Source organism: Coprococcus sp. HCN-4056, assembly GCF_037892645.1.
GTDB lineage: Bacteria > Bacillota > Clostridia > Lachnospirales > Lachnospiraceae > Coprococcus > Coprococcus ammoniilyticus.
The window spans coordinates 454,277-478,963 of record NZ_JBBKBL010000002.1 but is presented as its reverse complement, the minus strand read 5'-3'; the positions used below and the strand labels follow the sequence as shown (position 1 = coordinate 478,963).

The 24,687-nt window shown below is 41.5% G+C and carries 20 protein-coding genes; 18 read left to right on the top strand and 2 right to left on the bottom strand.

Annotated features, from left to right (window positions below; translation table 11 throughout):
- Nucleotides 1-101 precede the first annotated feature (101 nt).
- Nucleotides 102-2,120 carry an ATP-dependent helicase gene (locus tag WKT03_RS04655; RefSeq protein ID WP_340390975.1) on the top strand — a complete coding sequence of 673 codons (2,019 nt, stop codon included), beginning with the start codon at nt 102-104 and terminating at the stop codon, nt 2,118-2,120.
- Here the strand turns inward: WKT03_RS04655 and WKT03_RS04650 are convergent.
- Complete coding sequence (locus WKT03_RS04650; RefSeq protein WP_021943230.1) at nt 2,117-2,431, bottom strand: DUF1292 domain-containing protein; 315 nt, start codon at nt 2,429-2,431, stop codon at nt 2,117-2,119. The genes WKT03_RS04655 and WKT03_RS04650 overlap by 4 nt on opposite strands.
- Before the next feature lie 230 nt (nt 2,432-2,661).
- Here WKT03_RS04650 and glgA point away from each other — a divergent pair, with 230 nt between their 5' ends.
- From glgA to WKT03_RS04570, 16 genes are all read left to right on the top strand, one after another.
- Nucleotides 2,662-4,098 carry a glycogen synthase GlgA gene (gene glgA / locus WKT03_RS04645; RefSeq protein WP_021943231.1) on the top strand — a complete coding sequence of 479 codons (1,437 nt, stop codon included), beginning with the start codon at nt 2,662-2,664 and terminating at the stop codon, nt 4,096-4,098.
- Between the two features lie 148 nt (nt 4,099-4,246).
- Nucleotides 4,247-5,995 carry an Rqc2 family fibronectin-binding protein gene (locus WKT03_RS04640; RefSeq protein ID WP_117784982.1) on the top strand — a complete coding sequence of 583 codons (1,749 nt, stop codon included), beginning with the start codon at nt 4,247-4,249 and terminating at the stop codon, nt 5,993-5,995.
- A gap of 69 nt (nt 5,996-6,064) precedes the next feature.
- Nucleotides 6,065-6,943: a YicC/YloC family endoribonuclease gene (locus WKT03_RS04635; RefSeq protein ID WP_021943233.1), complete on the top strand. Its 879-nt coding sequence runs from the start codon at nt 6,065-6,067 to the stop codon at nt 6,941-6,943.
- 5 nt (nt 6,944-6,948) lie between these two features.
- A complete protein-coding gene (gene gmk / locus WKT03_RS04630) occupies nt 6,949-7,569 on the top strand; it encodes a guanylate kinase (protein WP_021943234.1) in 621 nt (206 codons plus the stop codon).
- 29 nt (nt 7,570-7,598) lie between these two features.
- Nucleotides 7,599-7,841 (top strand): DNA-directed RNA polymerase subunit omega, encoded by a 243-nt coding sequence (gene rpoZ / locus WKT03_RS04625; RefSeq protein ID WP_021943235.1) that lies wholly within the window; start codon nt 7,599-7,601, stop codon nt 7,839-7,841.
- Nucleotides 7,842-7,903: 62 nt separating this feature from the next.
- The gene (locus WKT03_RS04620) at nt 7,904-9,403 is read left to right on the top strand and encodes a UDP-N-acetylmuramoyl-L-alanyl-D-glutamate--2,6-diaminopimelate ligase (protein ID WP_021943236.1); all 1,500 of its coding nucleotides are present in this window, start codon (nt 7,904-7,906) and stop codon (nt 9,401-9,403) included.
- Entirely contained in the window at nt 9,360-11,612 is a 2,253-nt protein-coding gene (gene priA / locus WKT03_RS04615) for a replication restart helicase PriA (RefSeq protein WP_021943237.1), read from the top strand. Before WKT03_RS04620 ends, priA begins: the two co-directional genes overlap by 44 nt.
- A 14-nt stretch (nt 11,613-11,626) precedes the next feature.
- Entirely contained in the window at nt 11,627-12,088 is a 462-nt protein-coding gene (gene def / locus WKT03_RS04610) for a peptide deformylase (RefSeq protein WP_021943238.1), read from the top strand.
- 40 nt (nt 12,089-12,128) lie between these two features.
- A complete protein-coding gene (gene fmt, locus WKT03_RS04605; RefSeq protein ID WP_021943239.1) occupies nt 12,129-13,082 on the top strand; it encodes a methionyl-tRNA formyltransferase in 954 nt (317 codons plus the stop codon).
- Nucleotides 13,075-14,424 carry a 16S rRNA (cytosine(967)-C(5))-methyltransferase RsmB gene (gene rsmB, locus WKT03_RS04600; RefSeq protein WP_021943240.1) on the top strand — a complete coding sequence of 450 codons (1,350 nt, stop codon included), beginning with the start codon at nt 13,075-13,077 and terminating at the stop codon, nt 14,422-14,424. Before fmt ends, rsmB begins: the two co-directional genes overlap by 8 nt.
- A 70-nt stretch (nt 14,425-14,494) precedes the next feature.
- Complete coding sequence (gene rlmN / locus WKT03_RS04595) at nt 14,495-15,559, top strand: 23S rRNA (adenine(2503)-C(2))-methyltransferase RlmN (protein ID WP_021943241.1); 1,065 nt, start codon at nt 14,495-14,497, stop codon at nt 15,557-15,559.
- 14 nt (nt 15,560-15,573) lie between these two features.
- On the top strand, nt 15,574-16,296 hold the full coding sequence (locus WKT03_RS04590) for a Stp1/IreP family PP2C-type Ser/Thr phosphatase (protein ID WP_340390974.1): 723 nt from the start codon (nt 15,574-15,576) through the stop codon (nt 16,294-16,296).
- A gap of 14 nt (nt 16,297-16,310) precedes the next feature.
- Nucleotides 16,311-18,536 (top strand): Stk1 family PASTA domain-containing Ser/Thr kinase, encoded by a 2,226-nt coding sequence (pknB, locus tag WKT03_RS04585; protein WP_118675428.1) that lies wholly within the window; start codon nt 16,311-16,313, stop codon nt 18,534-18,536.
- An 8-nt stretch (nt 18,537-18,544) separates the two neighbouring features.
- Nucleotides 18,545-19,423, top strand: a complete 879-nt coding sequence (gene rsgA / locus WKT03_RS04580; protein ID WP_021943244.1) for a ribosome small subunit-dependent GTPase A — start codon at nt 18,545-18,547, stop codon at nt 19,421-19,423.
- Complete coding sequence (gene rpe / locus WKT03_RS04575) at nt 19,423-20,082, top strand: ribulose-phosphate 3-epimerase (RefSeq protein WP_117784975.1); 660 nt, start codon at nt 19,423-19,425, stop codon at nt 20,080-20,082. Before rsgA ends, rpe begins: the two co-directional genes overlap by 1 nt.
- Nucleotides 20,083-20,140: 58 nt before the next feature.
- On the top strand, nt 20,141-20,788 hold the full coding sequence (locus WKT03_RS04570; RefSeq protein WP_117784974.1) for a thiamine diphosphokinase: 648 nt from the start codon (nt 20,141-20,143) through the stop codon (nt 20,786-20,788).
- 166 nt (nt 20,789-20,954) lie between these two features.
- Here the strand turns inward: WKT03_RS04570 and WKT03_RS04565 are convergent, their stop codons facing one another.
- Nucleotides 20,955-22,946: a Na/Pi cotransporter family protein gene (locus WKT03_RS04565; protein ID WP_340390973.1), complete on the bottom strand. Its 1,992-nt coding sequence runs from the start codon at nt 22,944-22,946 to the stop codon at nt 20,955-20,957.
- 283 nt (nt 22,947-23,229) lie between these two features.
- Here WKT03_RS04565 and WKT03_RS04560 point away from each other — a divergent pair, with 283 nt between their 5' ends.
- Complete coding sequence (locus WKT03_RS04560) at nt 23,230-24,678, top strand: hypothetical protein (protein WP_117784972.1); 1,449 nt, start codon at nt 23,230-23,232, stop codon at nt 24,676-24,678.
- The last annotated feature ends 9 nt before the right edge of the window (nt 24,679-24,687 follow it).

Genomic DNA, 24,687 nt, shown 5'->3' with positions numbered 1-24,687 from the left:
ATAAAGAAGAACTACAGCAGAATTTTATAACAGGAAAGAGAAAGAGAACAGACAGATGGTTGTATCCGTCCTGTTCTCTTTTCTGTTGAAGGGAAGAACGATTGGAAGAAAAACAGCAATTCAGTAAGGAACAATTAGAAGCGATCCGGCATGAAAAAGGGCCAATGCTAGTTCTAGCGGGACCGGGAAGTGGAAAAACGACGGTGATCACGCACCGGGTGAAATATATGTTGGAGCATGGTCGGGTAAATGGAAGTCAGATCCTGGTGATCACTTTTACCAAGGCAGCAGCAGGTGAGATGAAAAGCCGGTTTGAGAAAATAATGGGATATTCGAGTGGTGTTACTTTTGGAACCTTTCATTCGGTATTCTTTATGATCTTACGTCAAGCCTATGGATATAATGGAAGCAATATCATACTGGAATCGGAGAAATATCAGATCATTCGCAGTATTATTGAAAAACATAATATGGAATACAATGGACAGGATGATTTTGCAAAAAATGTAATTGCAGAGATCGGTCTGGTAAAAAGTGAACTGACACCGATCGGACAGTATCATTCGATGAACATGAAGCCGGAAGATTTCCGGATTGCTTACAGGGAGTATGAAGAGGTACTTCGGGCGAATAATAAGATTGATTTTGATGATATGCTCGTATTTACATATGAATTGCTTCGGGATAGACCGGATATCCGGAGAATGTGGCAGCAGAGGTTCCGGTATATTCTGATTGATGAGTTTCAGGATATTAACAGGATCCAGTATAAGACTGTGAAGCTGCTGTTAGGAAAAGAACATAATATATTTGCGGTGGGAGACGACGACCAGTCTGTTTATGGATTCCGTGGCGCAGATACGAGGATCATGCTTGGCTTCCCGGATGATTTCCCGGATACCCGGATGGTCTGCCTAAGTATAAATTACAGATGCAGCAGTGCAATCGTGGAATCGGCAGGACGTATCATTAAGAACAATAAGAAGCGGTATCAGAAGGAGATCCGGTCTGCATTTGAGAAAAGTCAGTGTGAGCGTGTGCATGTGATTGAAGTCGAGGGAATGCGGCAGGAAACAGATGGTATCATACAGAAAATCCGGGAGATGAATCAGCAGGGTATCCCATATTTGGATATTGCTATTCTTTATCGTACCAATTCGGAACCGTCCGGACTTGCAATGAAGCTGATGCAGAATAATATTCCATTCCGGATGAAGGATAATATGCCGGATCTGTTTTCCCATTTTGTCGTCGTGAATATCCTTGATTATATTAAGGCAGCACTTGGAAACCGAGAACGGGCATTATTTTTACGGATCATAAATCGACCGAACCGGTATATAAGCCGGGAGTGCCTGGAAACTGATCCGGTAGATCTGGAGCGGATGCAGGAATTCTATAAGGATAATCACAGGATAGTGCAGAATCTGGTAACCCTGGAAACGGATTTCAGGAGGATCGCAGAATTAAAACCATATGCAGCCATTAATTATATCAGGAAAGCAGTTGGGTATGATGAATATCTGAAGGAATATGCTTCATATAGAGGAATCGATCCGCAGGAGTATATGGATATTGCGGATGAATTTCAGGAGATGGCAAGAGGTGCCGATTCCTTTATTGAGTGGTTTAACCTGTTAAATGAATATAGGATAAAACTGAAGGAACAGGGGAAAACAGCGGAACACGCAAAGGATGCAGTTGTACTTGCGACGATGCATGGGGCAAAAGGACTGGAGTTTGATCAGGTATTTATCATGAATGCAGTAGAAGGAATGACGCCCCATAAGAAATCGGTCACAGATGCGGAACTGGAGGAAGAACGGAGAATGTTCTATGTTGCCGTTACCAGGGCACGATATGGTCTGTATATCTATGTACCGAAGGTGGTGTATGGAAAGACGGGACAGATTTCCCGGTTTGTAACAGAAATGGTGATCGACTATGATATGCTTCAGGTTGGAAATAAAATCATCCACAAACGATATGGCAAAGGTGTCATAACATTTGTGGATGATAAAAAAATCTGTGTGTATTTTGAAAAAGATCAGATTACAAAAACATTAAGTATCGAATATACGATAAAAAATAATCTGGTTACTGTGTCTGAAGATGATTAGTCATCTTCAGACATGGAATTGAATTCCATCTCATCCAGAATTTCATCAAAAGCATCAGCAACCATATCGAATTCTTCTTCATCATCAATTGGTTCCAGTGTGAATTCATCGTTTGGAAGTTCAATATAACGGTATACAAGAACCTCGTCATCATCATAACCTTCCGGTGCTTCGACAGGAAGCAAAGCAATATAAGAGGTATCCTCAACATCAAAGGTAGCAACAATCTCACATTCGAGGTTTGTTCCGTCGTCGAGTTCAAGTGACATCATTTCGATATCATCTAATTCATCATCATTCTGTTTTGCCATGTTTGGTCTCCTTATTAAAATAAAATTGACGGTCATTTCCGGGTATGCCGGATACCATTCAAAACTGTGTTGACCGATCATTTTCATCATAATGGAAAAGTAACCAAAAGTCCACAGCCAAATTTTATAATTGCAATAAAATGCAGCACCTTTATTCATTGAATTATATGTATAAATATGATAAAATTAATATTATTTTGGAGTTATTCCATGGGAGGAAATAAGAGAAGATGAAGAAAGTTGCTTATATTGCTTCAGAGTGTGTACCATTTATCAAAACGGGTGGTCTGGCGGATGTTGTAGGAACACTTCCAAAAATATTTGACAGAAATGAATATGATGTTCGGGTTATCATGCCGAACTATCTTTGTATTCCAAATAAATACAGAGAAAAAATGCAGTATCTGACCCATTTCTATATGGATATCGGATATAAGAATGATTATGTCGGGGTTATGTATCTGGAATACGAAGGAGTAAAAGTATATTTTATTGATAATGAATATTACTTCAATGGATTTACCCCATACGGAGATGTAAAGTGGGATATTGAAAAGTTCAGCTTCTTTTCAAAGGCAGCATTATGTATTCTGCCGGCAGTAGGATTCCAGCCGGATATCCTGCACTGCCATGACTGGCAGGCTGGTCTGGTTCCGGTATACTTGAAAACGTTATTTGCCGGAAATCCGTTTTTCAGTGGCATGAAGTCTGTTATGACAATCCACAATTTACAGTTCCAGGGTAAGTGGGATATCGATACGCTCAAGGCAGATTCCGGTCTCCCGGATTATGTATTCACACCGGATAAGCTGGAAGTCAGAAAAGATGCAAGTATGTTAAAGGGTGGTCTTGTATATGCAGACAAGATCACAACAGTAAGTAACACATATGCCAGAGAGATTCAGACACCATATTACGGTGAAGGCTTGGATGGGCTTCTGAGTGCAAGATGGCAGTCACTCTGGGGAATTGTAAACGGAATTGATTATGATGTATGGAATCCTGCTACAGACTCACAGGTGTACAAGAATTACAGTGTCGACAATTTCCGTGAACTGAAGAAGATCAACAAGGTTGAACTTCAGAAGGAATGTGGACTTCCACAGGATGATAAGCAGTTTGTGATCGGTATTATATCCAGACTGACAGACCAGAAGGGACTTGATCTGGTTGATCGCATTATGAATGATATCTGTTGTGATGGTGTCCAGTTCATCGTTCTTGGAACTGGTGACAGCAGATATGAAGATATGTTCCGTTATTATCAGGGCATTCATCCTGCAAAGGTTTCTGCGAATATTTATTATTCGGATGAAAGATCCCATAAGATGTATGCGGGTTGTGATGTTATGCTTGTTCCATCCAGATTTGAGCCATGTGGTCTGACCCAGTTAATGGCACTTCGTTATGGAACAGTTCCGATCGTAAGAGAGACTGGTGGTCTGAAAGATACAGTAGAACCATATAACCAGTTTGAGAATACAGGTACAGGTTTCTCATTTGCAAATTACAATGCATATGAGCTGTTAGATGCGATCAACTATGCAAAGGAAGTTTATTATAACAACAAAGACGCATGGTATGGTATTCAGGAGCGTGGCATGAGAATGGATTACTCCTGGTACAATTCAGCAAAGATCTATAACGATCTTTACAATTCATTATAAAAACAAACGGTCAAACTCATTTTTCATAAATGAAAAATCAGGCAGAAGATGTTGCGATACATTTTCTGCCTTTTTACCGCAGAACATACAGATCTGGGGCTGCGGTCGTACAAAAATAGGTGGATCTGCGCAGGAAAGGTGGTTTCATATGGCTTTTGACGGAGTTGTAATATCAAATGTTGTAAGTGATCTGAAAAAGAAATTAGTGGATGGAAGGATCTATAAGATCTACCAGCCGGAAAATGATGAACTGAATATTATTATAAAAAACAACAGGGAGAATTACCGCTTACTGTTATCTGCAGATGCAAGTCTGCCTCTGATCTATCTGCTGCCGGTGCCTAAGGAGAATCCGATGACAGCTCCGAATTTCTGTATGCTGCTTCGTAAGCATATCGGAAATGGCAGGATCGTAGATGTCTGCCAGCCGGGCTTTGAACGTATCGTGGAATTCACGATCGAGCACCTCGATGAGATGGGAGATCTGTGCAAAAAGAAGCTTATTATAGAAATCATGGGTAAGCACAGTAATATTATCTTCACGGATGCGGATGGAATGATAATTGATAGTATCAAGCATATATCCCATCTGGTAAGCTCGGTGAGAGAGGTCCTTCCAGGTAAAGCTTATGTATATCCGCCGTCCGGTGATAAGCGTTCTCCATATGATGCAGATCAGGATTATTTTGCATCTTCGGTATATACAAAGCCTGTGACTGTTACAAAGGCAATTTATACCTCAGTTACAGGTATTTCACCCCTGATCGCAAATGAGCTTTGTTATCGTGTGGGAATCGATGGCGGACAGTCAACAGCAGCGTTAACGGATATTCAGAAAGAGAAGCTGTACCAGGAATTTGAGAAAATGGTTTCCGATATAAAGACAGAAAACTATGTGCCGAATATTGTATATGATGGGTATATTCCGGTTGAATTTTCATCAGTAAGACTCAGTATGTATCAGGATTATCAGGTAGAAGATAAGGATGAAATTTCAAAGGTTTTAGATGAGTATTACTTTAAGAAGAGCAAGGTAACAAGAATCCGGCAGAAATCAGCAGATCTGCGGAAAATCATCTCAACTGCGATTGAAAGAGCCAGCAAGAAATATGATCTGCAGTTAAAGCAGATGAAGGATACCGAAGGTCGGGAGAAATATAAGGTATATGGTGAGCTGATCAATACCTATGGATATGGAGTGGAGCAGGGAACAAAGAGCTTCCGTGCATTGAATTATTACACAAATGAAGAAATCGAAATTCCACTCGATCCGACAATATCGGTGCTTGAGAATGCCAAACGGTATTTTGCAAAGTACAACAAGCAGAAGCGGACATATGAGGTGTTAGAAAAGCTGACTGTTGAGACCAGACATGAATTGGAATATCTACAATCGGTTCAGACATTTATCGATATGACACTGGATGAAAATGCGTTAGCTCAGGTAAAAGAAGAGCTGATGATCAGCGGATATATCAAGGGAAGATATGGCAAAAAAGGGGATAAGCATACCAGCAAGAGCAAGCCATATCACTATATATCATCTGATGGTTTTCATATATATGTCGGCAAGAATAATCTGCAGAATGATGAACTGACATTTAAGTTTGCAAATGGCGGGGACATGTGGTTCCATGCAAAGAAGATGCCGGGCTCGCATGTGATCGTACGGATGGAGGGAGCAGAAGAACTTCCGGATCAGACCTATGAAGAGGCGGCAAGGCTTGCAGCATATTATTCGTCTGGAAGAGAGAATCCAAAGGTGGAGATCGACTATACAAAACGGATGAATCTGAAGAAGCCGGCAGGAGCCAAACCGGGATTTGTCATCTATCATACGAATTATTCAATGATAGCAGAACCGGTGATCCGTGGAATAGAAGAAGTAACGAGATAAAATATTTGATTTTTTATGGCGGTTGAAGTATAATATAGTATCCATTGTTTTAAGGAGAATGTGATTTTTATGATTAAGAGCATGACAGGTTTTGGACGAAGCGAAGTCGTTTCCGGAGCCCGTAAGATAGTTGTGGAGATTAAGGCTGTTAATCACAGGTTTTGCGAGATCAATGTAAAAACACCAAAGAAACTGAGTTTTTTTGAAACAACTATAAGAGCATATTTAAAGAAGTATATAGAACGTGGTAAGGTAGATGTCTTTATCACTTATGAAGATCTGACCGAGACAAATGTCTCAGTAAAATATAATAAAGAGTTGGCAGAGGAATATGTTGGCTATATGAATCAGATGGCAGCAGATTTTAATCTTACAAATGATATCAGTCCATCGATTATATGCAGACTTCCGGAGGTTTTTATTCTGGAAGAGCAGACAGTAGATGAAGATGAGTTATGGAGCCTGATACAAGGTGCACTTGACGAGGCGGCTGATAAGTTTGTGAAGTCAAGAATGGTGGAAGGTGAGAACCTGAAGGTTAATCTGCTGGAGAAGCTTGACAATATGACGGCTGCAGTCGATTATATTGAAGAAGTATCGCCGGAGCTTATAACAGCTTATCGTCAGAAATTGATCGACAAGATTTCAGAACTGATTGATAGCTCAGCAATCGATGAGAACCGGATTGCAACCGAGGTTGTTATATATGCGGATAAAATCTGTGTAGATGAGGAAACGGTTCGTCTGAAGAGCCACATTGACAGCACCAGAAAGATTCTGGAGGCAGGTGGAAGTGTTGGAAGAAAACTTGATTTTATTGCGCAGGAGATGAACAGAGAGGCGAATACGATCCTTTCCAAGGCAAACTCACTGGATGTATCAAACCGTGCGATCGAATTAAAGACGGACATTGAAAAAGTCAGAGAACAGATACAGAATTTGGAGTAAAAAAGATGGGAAACAGAGGTTCATTAATTGTAATTTCAGGTTTTTCCGGAGTCGGAAAAGGTACCGTTGTAAAGAGACTGGTGTCTGATTATGGATATGAATTATCGATATCAGCAACAACCAGAAGTCCACGGACCGGAGAAGAACATGGAAGAGAATACTTTTTCATGGATAAGAGCGAATTTGAGAATCTGATTGATTATGGCGGATTTATCGAGTGGACACAATATGTTGAGAATTACTATGGTACACCAAGAAAATTTGTGGAAGAAAGTCTGAATCAGGGTAAAAATATTATCCTTGAGATAGAAGTCATGGGTGCTATGAAGATCAAAGAACAGTACCCTGATGCATTGCTGATCTTTATCAGTGCGCCGAGCATTGACAGCCTGCGCGACAGACTGCGGGGCAGAGGAACGGAAGCAGAGGATGTAATTCTGAAGCGTTTAAAGAAAGCAACAGAAGAGTCTGCAGACATGGATAAATATGACTACATAGTGATCAATGATGATCTGGAAGAATGTATACAGACAGTGAATTCAGTGATCGTAGGCTATGCATGCAGAACATCAAATAATCAGGCTTATATAAAAGAAATAAGAGATGACCTGAAAGGCATCTGGTAAGAAAAAATATAGAAAGGGGATATAATTTTATGTTACATCCATCATACACAGACTTAATGGCAGTTGTAAATTCAGAGGTTGAACCTGGAGAACATCCGGTAGTTCAGAGCAGATATTCTATCGTGCTTGCAACTGCTAAGCGCGCAAGAGAGATAATAGCAGGACAGGAGCCACTTGTAAATACAGCAAGCAATAAGCCTTTATCCATAGCAGTTGATGAGCTTTACAGCGGCAAAGTAAAGATTGTCGGTGACGACGAAGAAGATAACTAATAAAAAAAGAGGTTGTTGCATTTTTGCGCAACCTTTTTCTTTTCTAAAAAGGAGAGCAGCATATGAAAGCAAGCGAATTATTAAAGGGACTGCAGTATTCGGTTATCTGCGGAGATGAAGATATTGAGATAAAAGAGATTTATAATGATTCCAGAAAAGTTGGAGCACAGGGATTGTTTTTCTGTATAGTGGGAGCCAAGTTTGATGGGCATGAATATATAAAAGATGTAACAGAAAAAGGAGCTGTCTGTCTGATCGTCCAGAAGGATGTAAATCCAGTTCCGGGCGTGTTGATCGTAAAGGTTGAAAGTACCCGGTATGCGATGGGAATCATCAGCAGCAATTTTTATGGAAATCCTTCGTCCAAGCTGACAGTGATCGGCATTACAGGAACAAAGGGCAAGACAACAACAACATATATGATCCGTGAGATGCTGATGAGTGCAGGACACAAGACTGGACTGATCGGAACGATCGAGATCATGGATGGAAAAGAAGTCATACCGGCGAACAATACGACACCGGAATCCATGATCGTGCATAAGAAGTTAAAGGACATGCTCGACAATGGCTTAGACAGTGTTGTTATGGAAGTGTCTTCACAGGGATTGATGCTTGACCGTGTGGCAGGGGTTGATTTTGATTACGGTATTTTCTCAAACCTTTCCAGAGATCATATCGGACCAAATGAACATAAGACATTTGAAGAATATGCAATGTGGAAAAGCAAATTATTCACGATGTGCAAAACGGGTATCTTCAATGCAGATGATGCACATGTAGATATGATGACAGAGCATGCAGCCTGCAAGATCGTGACCTATGGAATTCATGGCGATTATGATTACAAGGCAAACGATCATAATCTGTATAACAAAGACGGACATCTGGGTATTGGTTATCATTTGTCTGGAAAATTAAATGGTGATGTTCTGGTTAATCTTCCGGGTAATTTCAGTATTTATAATTCACTGGCAGCGATTGCAGTTGCAGATCTGATGGGCGTTCCATTTGACAAGATACAGGCAATCCTGAAAACGATCAAGGTAAAGGGAAGAGTAGAACTGATCCCAATCTCAGACAAATTCACGATCATGATCGACTATGCACATAATGCAGTCAGTCTTGAAAGCATTTTGGAAACATTGCGTGAATATAATCCTGGCAGACTGGTCAGCCTGTTTGGATGTGGAGGAGACCGTTCCAAAGAGAGAAGATTTGAGATGGGCGAGGTTTCCGGAAATATGGCAGATCTCACGATCATAACATCGGATAATCCAAGATCAGAAGATCCACAGGCAATCATCAATGATATAAAAACAGGAATCGATAAGACAACAGGAAAATATGTAGAGATCATTGACCGGAAGGAAGCAATTCGGTATGCGATCATGCATGCGGAACCGGGCGATGTGATCGTACTTGCAGGTAAAGGACATGAGGATTATCAGGAGATCAAGGGTGTGAAATATCACATGGATGAGAGAGACCTGATCCGGGAGATACTGGAGGAAGAAGATGTTACCAAGATATGCGGATATAATAATCGATATTTCGCATGAAGCCATTGACCGGCCGTTTCAATACCGGATACCGGATGAATTACAGGAAAAAATCCAGATAGGAAGCATGGTTAAAATCCCATTTGGCAGAGGCAACCACCTTCGTACAGGATATGTGATCGGTTTTTCGGATCAGACGGAATATCAGCCGGATCGGATCAAGAAGATTGCAGAACTTTGTGATCGGTCGGTTCCGGTGGAAGGACGACTGCTTGCGCTCGCTGCATGGATCCGGGAGAACTATGGATCTACAATGATCAATGCAATCCGCATGGTAATGCCGGTAAAGAAGACGATCCGGCAGTTGACGGATCAGATGGTTGTGCTGACGGATCAGATGGATGCAGAACAGTTAGCACAGGTCAGAGAACAATATCAGAAAAAACATGCACAGGCGAAGCTGCGGCTGCTACAGGCGCTGGAAGAAGTGCCGGAACGGTATCTGTCAATGGATATTGTCAGACAGAGACTGAATATCTCTTCGGTTACACTGAAAGCGATGCAGCAGGAAAAAGTCATCGCAGTCATCAGCAAAGAACGATATCGGACGGCGGGGATTTATGACTATAAAGAGGAATTTCAGATCACTTTAAACAAAGAACAGCAGATTGTAGTAGATGAGATAACCCATGATATGGAACAGGGACATCAACAGACTTATCTGTTGCATGGAATTACCGGCAGCGGTAAGACAGAAGTCTATGTGAATATTGTAAAGAAAACAGTGGAGATGGGAAAACAGGCGATCGTTCTGATCCCGGAAATTGCACTGACATATCAGACCGTACGGTATTTTCGGAATTACTTTGGAGACCGGGTGACAATCCTGAATTCCAGATTGAGTGATGGAGAAAAATATGACCAGTTCATGCGGGCAAAGAACGGGGATGTAGATGTTGTGATCGGTCCACGTTCGGCATTATTTGCACCATTTCAGAATCTGGGGATCATTATTATAGATGAGGAACACGAATCAAGTTATAAGAGTGATTATCCGCCGAAGTATCATGCCAGAGAGACAGCAGTAAAAAGGGCGGAGCTTGAACATGCAAGTGTACTGCTTGGTTCGGCAACTCCGTCCGTTGAGAGTTATCACAAGGCACTTAACGGGACATATCGTTTGCTTGAACTGCATGAACGTGCAGGAAGCGGACAACTCGCAAAGACATCAATCGTTGACCTGAGAAAGGAATTAAAAGCAGGAAACCGATCGATCATAAGTCGGGAACTTGCAGATGATATCGCGGATCGGCTTGCCCGCAGGCAGCAGGTAATGTTGTTTATCAATAAAAGAGGATATAACAGTTTCGTGTCATGCAGAAGTTGTGGGGAGGCACTGAAATGTCCACACTGTGATGTCAGCCTGACCAGACATGGAAATAATCAGATGATCTGTCATTATTGTGGATTCCAGATGCCTCAGCCAAAAGTATGTCCTTCCTGTCATTCAGGGTTGATCGGCGGATATGGAACCGGAACTCAGAAGGTGGAGGAAGAGGTACAGAGATTGTTTCCGCAGGCGAGGATCCTTCGTATGGATAAGGATACGACAACTGCGAAGAATGCACATGAACAGATCCTGGAAAAGTTTGGAAACGGAGAAGCTGATATTCTGGTCGGAACACAGATGATCGTAAAAGGACATGATTTTGCAAATGTAACACTGGTTGGGATCATTCTTGCAGACCTTACACTGTTTCAGAATGATTACCGTGCAGGAGAACGGACTTTTGATCTGATCACCCAGGCGGCAGGAAGAGCCGGAAGAGGGGAACAGCCGGGAAAGGTTGTGATCCAGACCTATAAGCCGGAGCATTATGCGATAAAAGCAGCAGCCGGACAGGATTATTCCTATTTTTATAAAGAAGAAGAGGCATATCGGGGACTGATGAAATATCCACCGGAATGGAATATGATGGTGGTATTGATGGTAAGTTCAGATGAAGCCTTTCTGGATCAGATGGCGGAGGATATCTGTGATTATATCAGAAGCTGTTCGGTAGATGACCGGAACATGAAGATAATCGGACCGTCTGCTCCGGTAATTGCAAAAATCCGTGATATTTACAGAAGGGTTGTCTATATTAAGAATTATCGGTATAATGAGCTGGTGGTTTTAAAAGATCAGATAGAACAATATATATCAGAGAAAAAAGAAGTTCAGGATTTAAGTCTTCAATTTGACTTTAATCCTTTAAATATGTATTAAGGAGAGAACAAGAGATGGCAACAAGAAAGATAAGAATCGATGGCGACAGTATTTTAAGAAAGATATGTAAGCCTGTTACGGAGATGACTCCACGGTTATCTCAGTTGATCGATGATATGTTTGATACTATGTATGAGGCAAATGGTGTCGGGCTTGCAGCGCCACAGGTTGGAATTGTAAAGAGGATCGTTGTAATTGATATCGGAGATGAGCATCCATTGACGCTTATTAATCCTGAGATTATAGAGACGTCCGGCGAGCAGACCGGAGACGAGGGGTGTCTGAGCCTTCCGGGAAAGGTTGGACAGGTGACAAGACCGATGCATGTTGTCTGTAAAGCACTGGATCGTGATATGAATGAGATCACGGTAACAGGTGAAGGCCTTCTGGCACGGGCAATCTGCCATGAGACAGACCATCTGGAGGGTATCTTATATAAAGATAAAGTAGAAGATGGCTTATACGAGACAGAATAAAAGAATTACCAGATGACTATAAGGAGGCAGAGATAATCGTATGAATATTATATATATGGGAACCCCTGAATTTGCAGTAAAGCCTTTGCAGGCAATCGTAGATGCAGGACACAAGGTTCTTGCATGTTTTACGCAGCCGGATAAACCGAAGGGAAGAGGAAAAACACTTCAGCCAACACCTGTTAAGGAAAAGGCACTTTCCCTTGATATACCAGTTTATCAGCCGGTAAAACTCAGGGAGGAAGAAAATGTTCAGATTATCCGGGATTATCAGCCGGATGCTATCGTTGTAGCAGCCTATGGACAGATCCTTCCGGAATCTATCTTAAATATTCCACAGTACGGATGCATCAATATTCATGCGTCACTGCTTCCAAAATACAGAGGAGCAGCTCCGATTGAGTGGACGATCATTAATGGTGAGACAGAATCCGGTGTTACTACGATGTATATGGCAAAGGGATTAGATACCGGAGATATGATCGAAAAGACGGTTGTTCCGATCGCAGATACCGATACCGGAGTTACGCTTCACGATAAACTTGCAGACGCAGGTGCAGAGCTGATCCTGTCTACACTTTCAAAGCTTGAAGACCATACAGCGATACGGACACCACAGGATGATTCGTTAAGCTGTTATGCATCCATGCTGAAGAAAGAAATGGGAGAGCTTGATTTTACAAAAGATGCAGCTTCTCTGGAACGACTGATCCGTGGGTTACAGCCATGGCCGGTTGCTTATACGAAGATGAATCAGAAGACTGTACGGATCTATGAGGCTTCCGTTTGTGAACAACCGGAGGAGGCATTGGAGGATGGAACACAGATCGTTCCGGGAATGATCGTTCGTGTTACGAAGAAAAACTTTACGGTTGCATGTGGAAATGGAGCATTAATGATAAGAAAGCTTCAGCCGGAAGGCAAGAAGCCGATGGATTGTGCAGCATTTCTTGCAGGAAATAAACTTAAGACAGGTCAGATGATATATGAGTAAAACTTCAAGAGAGATCGTTCTGGATATTCTGCTTGATATTGACCGTAATGATCGATTTGCAGGGGATGCTCTAGGTGGAGCACTCCGGGCAAATCAGTTTATGAATAAAAAAGAACGTGCTTACATCAGCCGGTTGACGGAGGGTGTAACAGAGCAGAAGATCAGATTGGATTATATTCTTAATCAATTTTCAAAAACAAAAATTAAAAAATGTAAGCCGGTCATCCGCTGTATTTTACGGATGGCAGCATATGAGATTTTTTATATGGATGCAGTACCGGATGAAGCTGCCTGTAATGAATATGTGAACCTGACAGGAAAAAGAGGGTTCCGGACATTAAAAGGGTATGTAAATGGCGTGCTCCGGAGTGTATGCAGGAACAAGGCGGCAATTACTTATCCTTCCATGGAGGATGGTGTAGAATCATATTTGTCTGTGAAATATTCAGTTCCGGAGGAGCTGGTGGGATTTCTGTTAAAGGAATACAGTACAGACCAGTTAGAGCAGATTCTACAGGCAGGCGAGCAGGAGCGTGGCACAACGATCCGTGTAAATACGATGCAAACGACAATGGAGAAATTTCGGAATATTCTGATCGAAAAAGGCATAAAAGTAGAAAAAGGATATTATAATCAGACGTCCCTGATTATTTCAGGATATGATTATATCCGTACGGTTCCGGGATTCCATGAAGGCCTGTTTACGGTTCAGGATGAGAGCTCCAGCCTGCAGGTGCTTGCAGCAGGGATCAGATCGGGTGATGTGATCCTTGATGTCTGTGCAGCTCCCGGCGGAAAGACCATGTATGCGGCAGAACAGACCGGAGAACGGGGACATGTATATGCGCGTGATATCTCAGAAGAAAAGGTTGATAAGATCGATGAGAATTTGGAACGGTTAGAGCTTCATAACGTATCAACAAAGGTATGGGATGCAACGGTTCCGGATCCGGATATGATTGAGAAAGCAGATGTTGTTCTTGCAGATCTTCCCTGTTCCGGACTTGGTGTTATGGCGAGAAAAAATGATATTAAATATCATGTAACAGAGGATATGGTAAGAGAACTTGCAGCAATACAAAAGACGATTCTGGATGTCTGTGCCGTCTATGTAAAACCGGGAGGGGCACTGATCTATTCAACCTGTACGATCGACCGGATCGAGAATGAAGAAAACGTGACAGCATTTTTAAAGGCACATGAAGAGTACGAACTGGAAAGTCTTTCTGACTATATGCCGGAATGTTTAAAAAAACGTGCAGAAAAAGGGTATATCACTTTGCTGCAGGGAGTGGATCACTGCGATGGATTTTTTATTTCAAGATTGCGCAGACGGAAATAGCAGATAAGAAAATTGATGCCGGAGAGCAGAGCACTTTTCCGGTTATTCTATGGTTCAGGAAGAGAAAGATATGTTTACAGAGATAGAAGATATAAAAAAACTGGATATCCGCTCCATGATGTTTGATGAACTGGCAGTCTGGGTAAAGGCAGTCGGACAGCCGGCATTCCGTGCAAAACAGATATTTGAATGGGTGCATGAAAAAGGAATTGCAGATGCGGAAGAAATGACAAATGTTCCAAAGAAACTGATCGAGGAGATTAAAAAGCAGGGCATGCATGGTGTAGAAGAGGTGACCAGACTGGTATCGAAACAGGATGGAACCAATAAATTTCTATTCCGTTTACAGGATGGAAATGTATTGGAAAGTGTGCTGATGCGGTATAAGCATGGAAACTCCGTCTGTATTTCTTCTCAGGTCGGATGCCGTATGGGATGCCGGTTCTGCGCCTCTACAATAGGCGGTCTGATTCGGAATCTGGAAGCATCAGAGATGCTTGATCAGATCTATGCGATCGAACGGATCACAGGAGAACGCGTGTCGAATATTGTTGTAATGGGAACCGGAGAGCCTCTGGATAATTATGATAATCTGATTCGTTTCATCCGGATCATCAATGACGAGCGGGGCAAAAATATCAGCCAGAGAAATATTACGGTTTCAAGCTGCGGACTGGTTCCACAAATAAAAAAACTGGCAGATGAGGAACTTTCTATTACATTTGCTTTGTCTCTTCATAGTCCGACCGATGAAGACAGAAGAAAGCTGTTGCCGATTGCAAATAAGTATTCGATCGCAGAACTGATGGAAGTATGCAGGTATTATTTTGAAAAAACAGGCAGAAGGGTAACCTTTGAATATTCATTGGTGAAGGATGAAAATGATACACCGGAGCATGCATATAAGCTGGCGGAGCTTCTAAAAAATATGCACGGACATGTGAATCTGATTCCGGTAAATCCGATCAAAGAGCGTGAGTATTGTCGTTCACTCGGTGATTCTGTTGAAAAATTCAAATATATACTTGAAAAGAAAGATATAAATGTTACAATAAGAAGAAGTATGGGCAGAGATATTGATGCTGCCTGTGGACAGCTTCGAAGAAAATATGAAGAGGCAAAAGAGACTTTTTAGACGGGAGGCATCAGATGAGATCGGATGGTAGAACAGACATCGGTAAGAAACGAGCCCAGAATCAGGACAGCATTTTCTTTTGTGATGAGCCAGTTGGACCACTGCCAAATCTGTACATAGTAGCAGACGGTATGGGGGGTCATAAAGCTGGTGATGTTGCATCAAGGACTGCGATTGAATGTGTAACAGAATATATAAAAGAAAGCACGTTGAACAATTCGGTATCCGTTCTAAAAAGAGCGATTGTTTATGCAAATGATAAGATATACAGAATGGCAAGGGAGAAGGAAGATCTGAAAGGGATGGGAACGACCCTTGTGGCGGCTGTATGTGAGGAAGATGCCCTGTATGTTGCAAACATCGGGGACAGCCGGCTGTATTTTATAGATAATGATATCAGACAGGTAACTCTGGATCATTCCCTTGTGGAGGAATTGATACGATCCGGACAGTTAGACAGAAATAAAGGCAGAAATCACCCCGAAAAAAATATAATAACCAGAGCACTGGGAATATCAGATAAGGTCATGATCGATTTCTTTGAGTTAGATATGAAGGAAAATGACAGGATTTTGTTATGTTCAGATGGCTTGACCAATATGATCGAGGATGATGAGATAAAAGAAATCGTGATGGAAGACAGCGGGGATATTACAGCAGCGGTTGAAAAATTGATTGACAGAGCGAACTATTACGGAGGAAAAGATAATATCTCCGTTGTGGTTGCTGTAAAATAGTGAGAGGTGTAAACATGTTAAATCCAGGAATGATACTCAGTAATCGTTATGAGATAATAGAATTGATCGGTACGGGCGGAATGTCTGAGGTTTATAAGGCAAAATGCCATGTGCTGAACCGATATGTAGCAATAAAAGTTTTAAAGCCGGAATTCAGTTCCGATGTGAATTTTGTAACAAAATTCAGGATCGAGGCGCAGTCAGCAGCCGGATTATCCCATCCGAATATCGTAAATGTATATGATGTCGGGGAGGACAATGGCATTTACTATATCGTAATGGAACTGGTAGAAGGAATTACCTTAAAGGAATATATTCAGGAAAAGGGAAGACTGAAATCAGATGAGGCAATTAATATTGCGATCCAGATCGCACAGGGACTGGAAGTAGCCCATCAGAATCATACGATCCACAGAGATATAAAGCCACAGAATATTATTGTGTCAAAAAATGGCGGAATCAAGGTTACAGATTTTGGTATTGCAAGAGCAGCTTCTTCCAACACTATGACAGCAAATGCCATGGGAAGTGTTCATTATATTTCCCCGGAGCAGGCAAGAGGCGGCTTCAGTGATGAAAGAAGTGATATTTATTCGCTTGGTATCACTATGTATGAAATGGTAACCGGACATGTGCCATTTGAGGGAGAGAATAATGTTGCGGTTGCATTGATGCATATACAGGGTGAGATGATCTCCCCTAGAGAATATTATCCGGACATACCGACGAGTCTGGAAAAGATTATTTTGAAATGTACACAGAAGAAGGCAGAGCGCAGATATCTGACAGCAAGTGCTTTGATCGCAGATCTGAAGCGCGTGCAGGCAAATCCGGATATTGACTGTGTTGTTGTGCCTCCAATCGTGCCAAGTTCGCCAACGGTTGAAATGACCTCGGATGAAATGAAAGCAATCAAAGAAGGAAGGCAGATGAATGAGCCTGTGTTGGATGAGGAAGATTTGGAACCGGAAGAGCATCCGGAAGACACACCGATCATACCACCTTCCAAATTTGATAATCTGTTTGATGATGACGACGATGAGGAGGATGACGAGGAAGAACTCAGACAGCCGGAAGATGATGACGATGCAGAACTGGATGAGCTGGATCCAAAACTGAAAAAGATCATTATGATATCAAGTATTGCAGTTGTAGTTATCATTGCAATCCTTGTTGCATTATTGATTTCTAAGATTGCCGGTTTCAAGCTATTCTCCGGAAAGAAGGATACGACAGATACACCGACGACTACGGAAGCAACAGAAAGTACTGACGATACAGATGAGAACAGTGATGCCAGTACAGATGATGTTACTACAAGTGAACAGGCAACGATTCCAATGGTCAATGTAGTAGGTCTGTATAAAACAGCAGCAGAAGAAGAACTGAAAAAAGCAGGATTCACAAACTATACATTTGAAACAAAGAAGGACAATGACGTTCAGGAGGGCTATGTAATCAGTCAGAGCGTAGACGAAGGAACGGCGGTCTCAGCAGATGAGGAGATTGTTGTAACGGTTTCAGAAGGCAAGGAAGATAAAGAAGTTCCGGATGTCAGAGGATATTCCGATGACCAGGCAACAACCTTGCTTACCGAAGCCGGCTTTACGGTTACCCATGGTTATGAATATGACGATACAGTAGAGAAAAATTATGTAATCAGTCAGTCGCCGGAAGAAAAGACAATGCAGCCGGAGGGTTCTACTGTTAAGATCATTGTCAGCAATGGTAAAGAGGTGCAGGATGTACCGGTGCCAAATCTGGTAGGTAAGACAGAGAAGGAAGCAGAATCTCTGCTGAGTGATGCAGGACTGGTTGGAAATCCAAGCCATGCAAACAGTAATGATGTAAAAGCAGGAAAGGTGATCAGCCAGGAAATTGATGCAGACAGTAAGGTAGAAGAAGGTTCAACGATCAATTATGTGATCAGTGACGGACCGGAAACAGTTTCCTATACAGTTAAATTTACAGGTGCTATCACAAATGCAGGATATGATTTTGAGGCAGCAGGTAATGTATCAGTGACCGTATCTTATACGATCGGAGATGCAACTTATAAGATATATTCCGGAGCAGCCGGAGAGGAGTCCTTCCCACTGGATATCGGCGGAGCAGATTCCATCAGCGGTTTATCAGAGGATTCCGGTACATTTACGGTTATGATCACAGATTCAGAAGGACAGGATGTAACATCAAGCTTTAACACCAGTGGTTTATCAGCATCCTTTACAAAGGAATAGGTGCAGGTATGACAGGTAAGATCATAAAAGGCATTGGTGGTTTCTACTATGTTGTCTGTGAAAACGGCATCACATATGAATGTAAAGCAAAGGGTGTCTTCCGGAATCGGAAGATTAAACCTTTGGTAGGCGATAATGTTGAGATAGAGATATTAGATGAAGAGAAGAATCTGGGCAATATTGAAGATATATTGCCCAGATTTAACTGGTTAAACAGACCTGCAGTTGCAAACGTAGATCAGACTGTAATTATTTTTGCAGTGTCTGCACCAGCACCTAACTTCAATCTGCTTGACCGCTTTCTGATCAATATGGAGCAGCATGAGGTTCCTACAGTGATCTGCTTTAATAAAGTGGATCTGGAGGGCTTTCGTCAGAGTGAAGATATATGCAGATCTTATACAAAGAGTGGCTATGAGGTATTGTTTATCAGTGCCGAAAGCGGCTATGGGATTGATGTGTTAGAAGCAGTTATAAAAGGGAAAACAACGGTATTTGCAGGACCTTCAGGTGTAGGCAAGTCATCGACACTGAATTCATTATTTCCGGATGCCAATGTGCAGACGGGAGGTTTAAGTGAAAAGATCCAGCGTGGAAAACATACAACGAGACATTCAGAGCTGATGTTTGTAGATGATGATACTTATATTATGGATACACCGGGTTTCAGTTCGTTATATACAGAAGGAATCGAAGCAGAAGATCTGAAGCTGTATTTTCCTGAGATTGCAGCATATACAGGAACCTGTAAATTTAACATGTGTAATCACATCAGTGAACCGGGATGTCTAGTAAAGAAAGCTGTCAGCGATGGCAGAATCAGTAAGATGCGGTATGATGATTATGTTATGATATACAATGAATTAAAGGAAAAGAGGAAATGGTAATGTTAAAGCTGTCCCCATCAGTATTGTCTGCGGATTTTGGACATCTGGCAGAAGATATACAGATCATAGATCAGGCAGGAAGTGAATATATTCATCTGGATGTTATGGATGGGTCCTTTGTGCCGAATATTTCATTTGGAGCACCGGTTATCAAGAGTGTTCGTCCGGTATCTGATAAGGTGTTTGATGTTCATCTTATGATTGATGAACCGGTGCGTTTCTTACAGGATTATAAGAATTGTGGAGCAGATATCGTAACAGTACATGCAGAAGCCTGCAAGCACCTTCACAGAACCATCGCAGCCATAAAAGAGCTGGGAATGAAAGCCGGAGTTGCATTAAATCCTGCAACACCATTATCGGTACTTGATTATGTATTAGAGGATGTAGATATGATTCTGATCATGTCAGTAAATCCGGGCTTTGGAGGGCAGAAGTTTATTCCATCTTCCCTTCGGAAGATTACAGAGACCAGAGCACTGTTAAACAGCCGTGGACTTCAGACAGATATTCAGGTAGACGGCGGTGTCACTCTTTCTAATGTGGCTGAGATCATTCAGGCAGGTGCAAATGTATTAGTTGCTGGATCTGCAGTATTCAAGGGAGATAAGGTTGAGAATGTAAAAGCCTTCCATAAGATTTTTTCAGAAATACAATAGAAAGTAATAAAAAGGCAGAAAGCAGATCTGCTGTCTGCCGGAACAGGTAACAGGATATATGAATCGATATTTAGTTGTTACAGGAGGAACCGTTTCAAAAAAAGTGCTTGAAACGGTTCTTTCCGATTATGATTTTCAAAAAATAATAGCATGTGATAAAGGACTTGAAATCTGTCAGGAATGTGACATACTTCCGGATCTGGTTATTGGAGATTTTGATTCGGCAAAGACAGATATTGTAGCATCATATCGGGAAAAGACAGAATTTCTGGATCTGGATACACATAAGGATTTTACAGATACCCATGTTGCGATTTCTTATATACTGGAGCAGGAGATCAGACCGGATGAAGTAATTCTGGTTGGAGCAACCGGAACCCGTATGGATCATACTCTTGCCAATATTGGCTTATTAAAGCAGTTTGCAGAGTTCGGAATATCGGCATATCTGATCGACGAGCATAACAGGATCACGATGACAGCACACCAACATATCGTGAAGCGTACCGATGCATACAGATATGTGTCACTGCTTCCATATACGGAACAGGTGACCGGTGTAACACTTCAGGGTTTTTATTATAATGCACAGGGGCTTACATTGAAGCTTGGAGAAAGCATCGGCGTCAGCAATGAGCTGATTGCAGAGTGCGGTCTAATCGAATTTGAATCCGGATTATTAATTGTAATTGAAAGCCGTGATTGAGATAGAGTCATTATGTATATCTGTCTAAACGATATACAAGATCAAATAATAATAAAATGCAGTATTAAAGAATAAAAGGAAATAAAAAAGATACTCTGAAAGCAAAGGACCAGTGTAATCCCGTGATCAGAGTATCTTTTTATAATGCTTATTATCAGAATAATCTTTATTTTTTCTTAGAGTCTTTTTTCTGTTTTACTTTTTCAATCTTTGTCTTCTTGATCTCTTTTAATTTAGGCTCTTTTTTTGTCTGCTGTTCGTTTTTATCTGCCTTAGCTGTGTTCAGATCCACAGATTTCGGAGCAGAAGATTTATTTGCATCTGATTGCGAGATCTTATGTTCCAGCTCTGGCAGGCTCGCCTTATACTTTTCGGTGATCGGATCAGAGTACAGAGACATGTAGTAGCAGTAGAGTGCTTTATATTCTTCGGAGGTCTTATATCCATTTGTGTAGATATGACCGTGCATTTCGTCAAAGGAATCTGTAGTTAATTTCTTTGCAATATGAAGTCCGATATTAGAACAGTGACTTCCGATACGATCCAGACTGGTCAGGATATCTACAAGAGCAAAACCACCGTCGATATCGCAGTCTCCGGTCTGTAAACGGATAACATGGTGATCTTTGATGATCTCTTTTACCTCTGTGATTGACTGAGCAAGCGGCTCGATACGGGAGACAGCCGTTAAATCATCGTTTTTGAATGCCATAAAGGTTGTATCAATGATATTGGCTGTAGCCTGTAAGAGCGTATTGATCTCCATGGTTCCCTGTGTGGAGAAGGAGATTTTTTCATCGGTGATCTTTCTGCCGACGATCAGAAGATTTTCACAGTGGTCACCGATTCGTTCCAGGTCACTGACACTGTTTAATAATTCAGATGCCAGCTTTCGTTCGGATGAATGCAGCCGCTTGGAGGTGATCTTTAACAGATATTCGTTTAACGCACTTTCACATTTATCAATGAACATCTCATTTTCAAGAAGTTTTCCAGCAGTTTCTTCATTATATTCCGATAATAACTGACTTCCGAGTTCGAAGTTTTCCTTGATGGAGTCTGTCATGGAGAACATTACCTTCTGCGCCTGGGTAAGAGCAATGTTTGGTGTATCAAGAAGCATTGGATCGAGAGATGCAAGCTCTTTGTCAATTTTGGATTCTTTATCGTCGCCGATGATCTTACCGGTCAGATCTGCGATCTTATTTGCGAATGGAAGCAGCAGGATCGCAATGATAAAGTTAAACATAAAATGTAGGTTTGCAATTACACCACGGTTGATGATCTTATCTATGAATGGGAAGGTGATAAACAACTGAAGTCCATAGATCACAACAACGAAGAAAATCGCACCGATAATATTAAATAACAGATAGGACATGGCAACACGTTTTGCCTTTTTGTTTGCACCGATACTGCCGAGCAGGATGGCGAAACATTTTCCTATATTAATACCGATAATAATAGGGATCGCAGAACCATAGGAAACAACTCCTGTTGAGGATAATGCCTGAAGGATACCGACTGAAGCAGAGGAGCTCTGGATGATCGCTGTTAAGACAAGACCAATCAGGATACCAAGGAGTGGATTACTGAAAGAAATGAACAGATTCTGGAATGCTTCAGATTCTTTTAAAGGAGCGAACACAGCTTCCATTGTATTCATACCAAGGAATAAGATACCAAGACCGACTAAGATACCGGCGATATCTTTATGTTTTTTCTTATGGGCAAACAGAATGATAAAAGCACCAATACCGATCAGAACGGGTGCAAAAGAAGAAGGTTTTAATAATTTAAGAATAAACATATCTTCGCCAAGATCACCAAGACGTAAAATCTGTGCGGTTGCGGTACTACCGACATTGGCACCAAATACAACAGGGATCGCCTGACCAAGCTTCATGATACCGGCATTTACAAAACCGATCAGCATGATCGTAGTTGCTGCAGAACTCTGAATGATCGCTGTTACACCGGTACCAAGACCAAAGCCCTTAATCGCGCCGGTTGCCTGACTCTTACCAGTCGTCAGTTTTTCAAGTATCCGTTCCAGACTTCCTCCTGCCAGATTCTTCAGGGAATCGCCCATCATGTTCATTCCAAACAGGAACAGTCCTACACCTCCAAGTAAAGTCAGAATTGAAAAAAAGTCCACTTCCATATCCTCCTGTGAATAAAAATTACCTTCTGAATAAATGTTAAAATCATGTAATAACCATGTAAAATAAAATTTACATGCTTGGATATTATAACATAGATAGTTTTCTTGTTCTATATTTTTTATTAGGATGCTTACAAATTTGTAATAATATAATAGAAATAAAAAAGAAATATAGAAAAATTATATAAAAAGAGACTTGACACGAAGAAGCGGATAGTGAGAACATAAAGCAGTAAAAAATGATCGGAACCCGGGTGGGTTTGAAGGAGTCTTTGATATGAGCAGAAGCAAAAGAAAATATTTATTTCAGAATGATCAAAATACATTAAACGGGGCACTGCTGGCTGGAAATAATTCAATGGCAGAGATGCTGCTCTGGTCATTGGTCCTGCTGCCGCCGGTGATCGGAGTATATGGAGCCGGTGTGTGTGTTATCAATATTGGTCTGTTTGTCGGTACAACATTTGCCTGGTTGTTTCTGGTAAAGCGGCTCCGTTCTTATCGGGATCTTTCCCAGAAGACCATCGGAAGTATGTGGGAATTTTTATATGACAGATACCGGTCGGTTATATTAAAGGACAGCTTTCTTGTTGTATGGCTGCTGATCCTTCTGTCTATGACTGCAGCATTGCTGGAATATGGGAGTAAGGTGATCAGCAAGACGGTTGGCATGGAATATCACTGGGTTGCCGTAGGAATCGTGGTGAGCTTAAGCATTTATATGTGTATACTCGGAAATAAAGTAAGAAGTGTAATAAGGAGTATCTTCTATATAATATTGCTGTTTGTATTCTTTGTGCTGGTCATCAGTTTGTTTATGGTAAATAAACCATCGGAGCTTCTCGATATTTATGGAAAGCTGCATATGAAGGGCGGAACTAGTGTATATCTGAATATTCTGTATTATAACGGCACACAGACCGGTGTTACATATATTATATCCATGGTCGGTATGGGACTTGGCTGTCTTGGACTTCCATTTTTATTTAATGGAGCATTTGAAGCAAAGGACAGTCATGAGCTGGATCGTGGACGGGTGTTGTCAATCCTGTATACAGGCGTGATGATTGTTGTGATCAGTGTCTGGTCATTGTTAAATGCAGTATGTATCTATCCGTTAAAGGTGACGCTTGATTCTGGAATTGACGAACTGCTCCGGACTTATATTGCAGCCTTATGTCATAAGCTGGAAGTTCCGACAGAGATCCGATATGTTATACTTGGAGTTTTGGTTATTACGCTGTTGTGTCTGACCGAGCGTATATTTGCAATGAGTATGGAAGTAGCTCGGGGACTTCTGCCAAAAATGAAATGGATCAGGAATGAAAAACAGCAGAATGTGGCAGATATAGGCCTGCTGGTTATTCTTTCAGGCGCATTACTGGTGATCGTCGGTATATGGAAGCCGGAGTATCAGAAACTGATCACGGTTTCATGGGAGTATGCATCTGCAATGGCAGCTCCATGTATATTGGCAGTTGTCTGGCGAGCAGCAAGCAGACCGGGAATTTTTGCAGGACTGTTTACAGGGCTTGCGGTTTGTTCTGTCTGGTATTTTGTACCGATGATAGAAGGAAATACACTGGCGGTATCAACAGAACTGAGTGCGGGAACTGCGTCCTTTGTATTTGCTTTGGCGGTAACGATCATTGTCAGTATGTTTACGCATAAGAAAAATGAAGCGGAAAAGAAATTGTTTGACCAGATAAAGCTGGATCAGAGATAGAAAATGGAG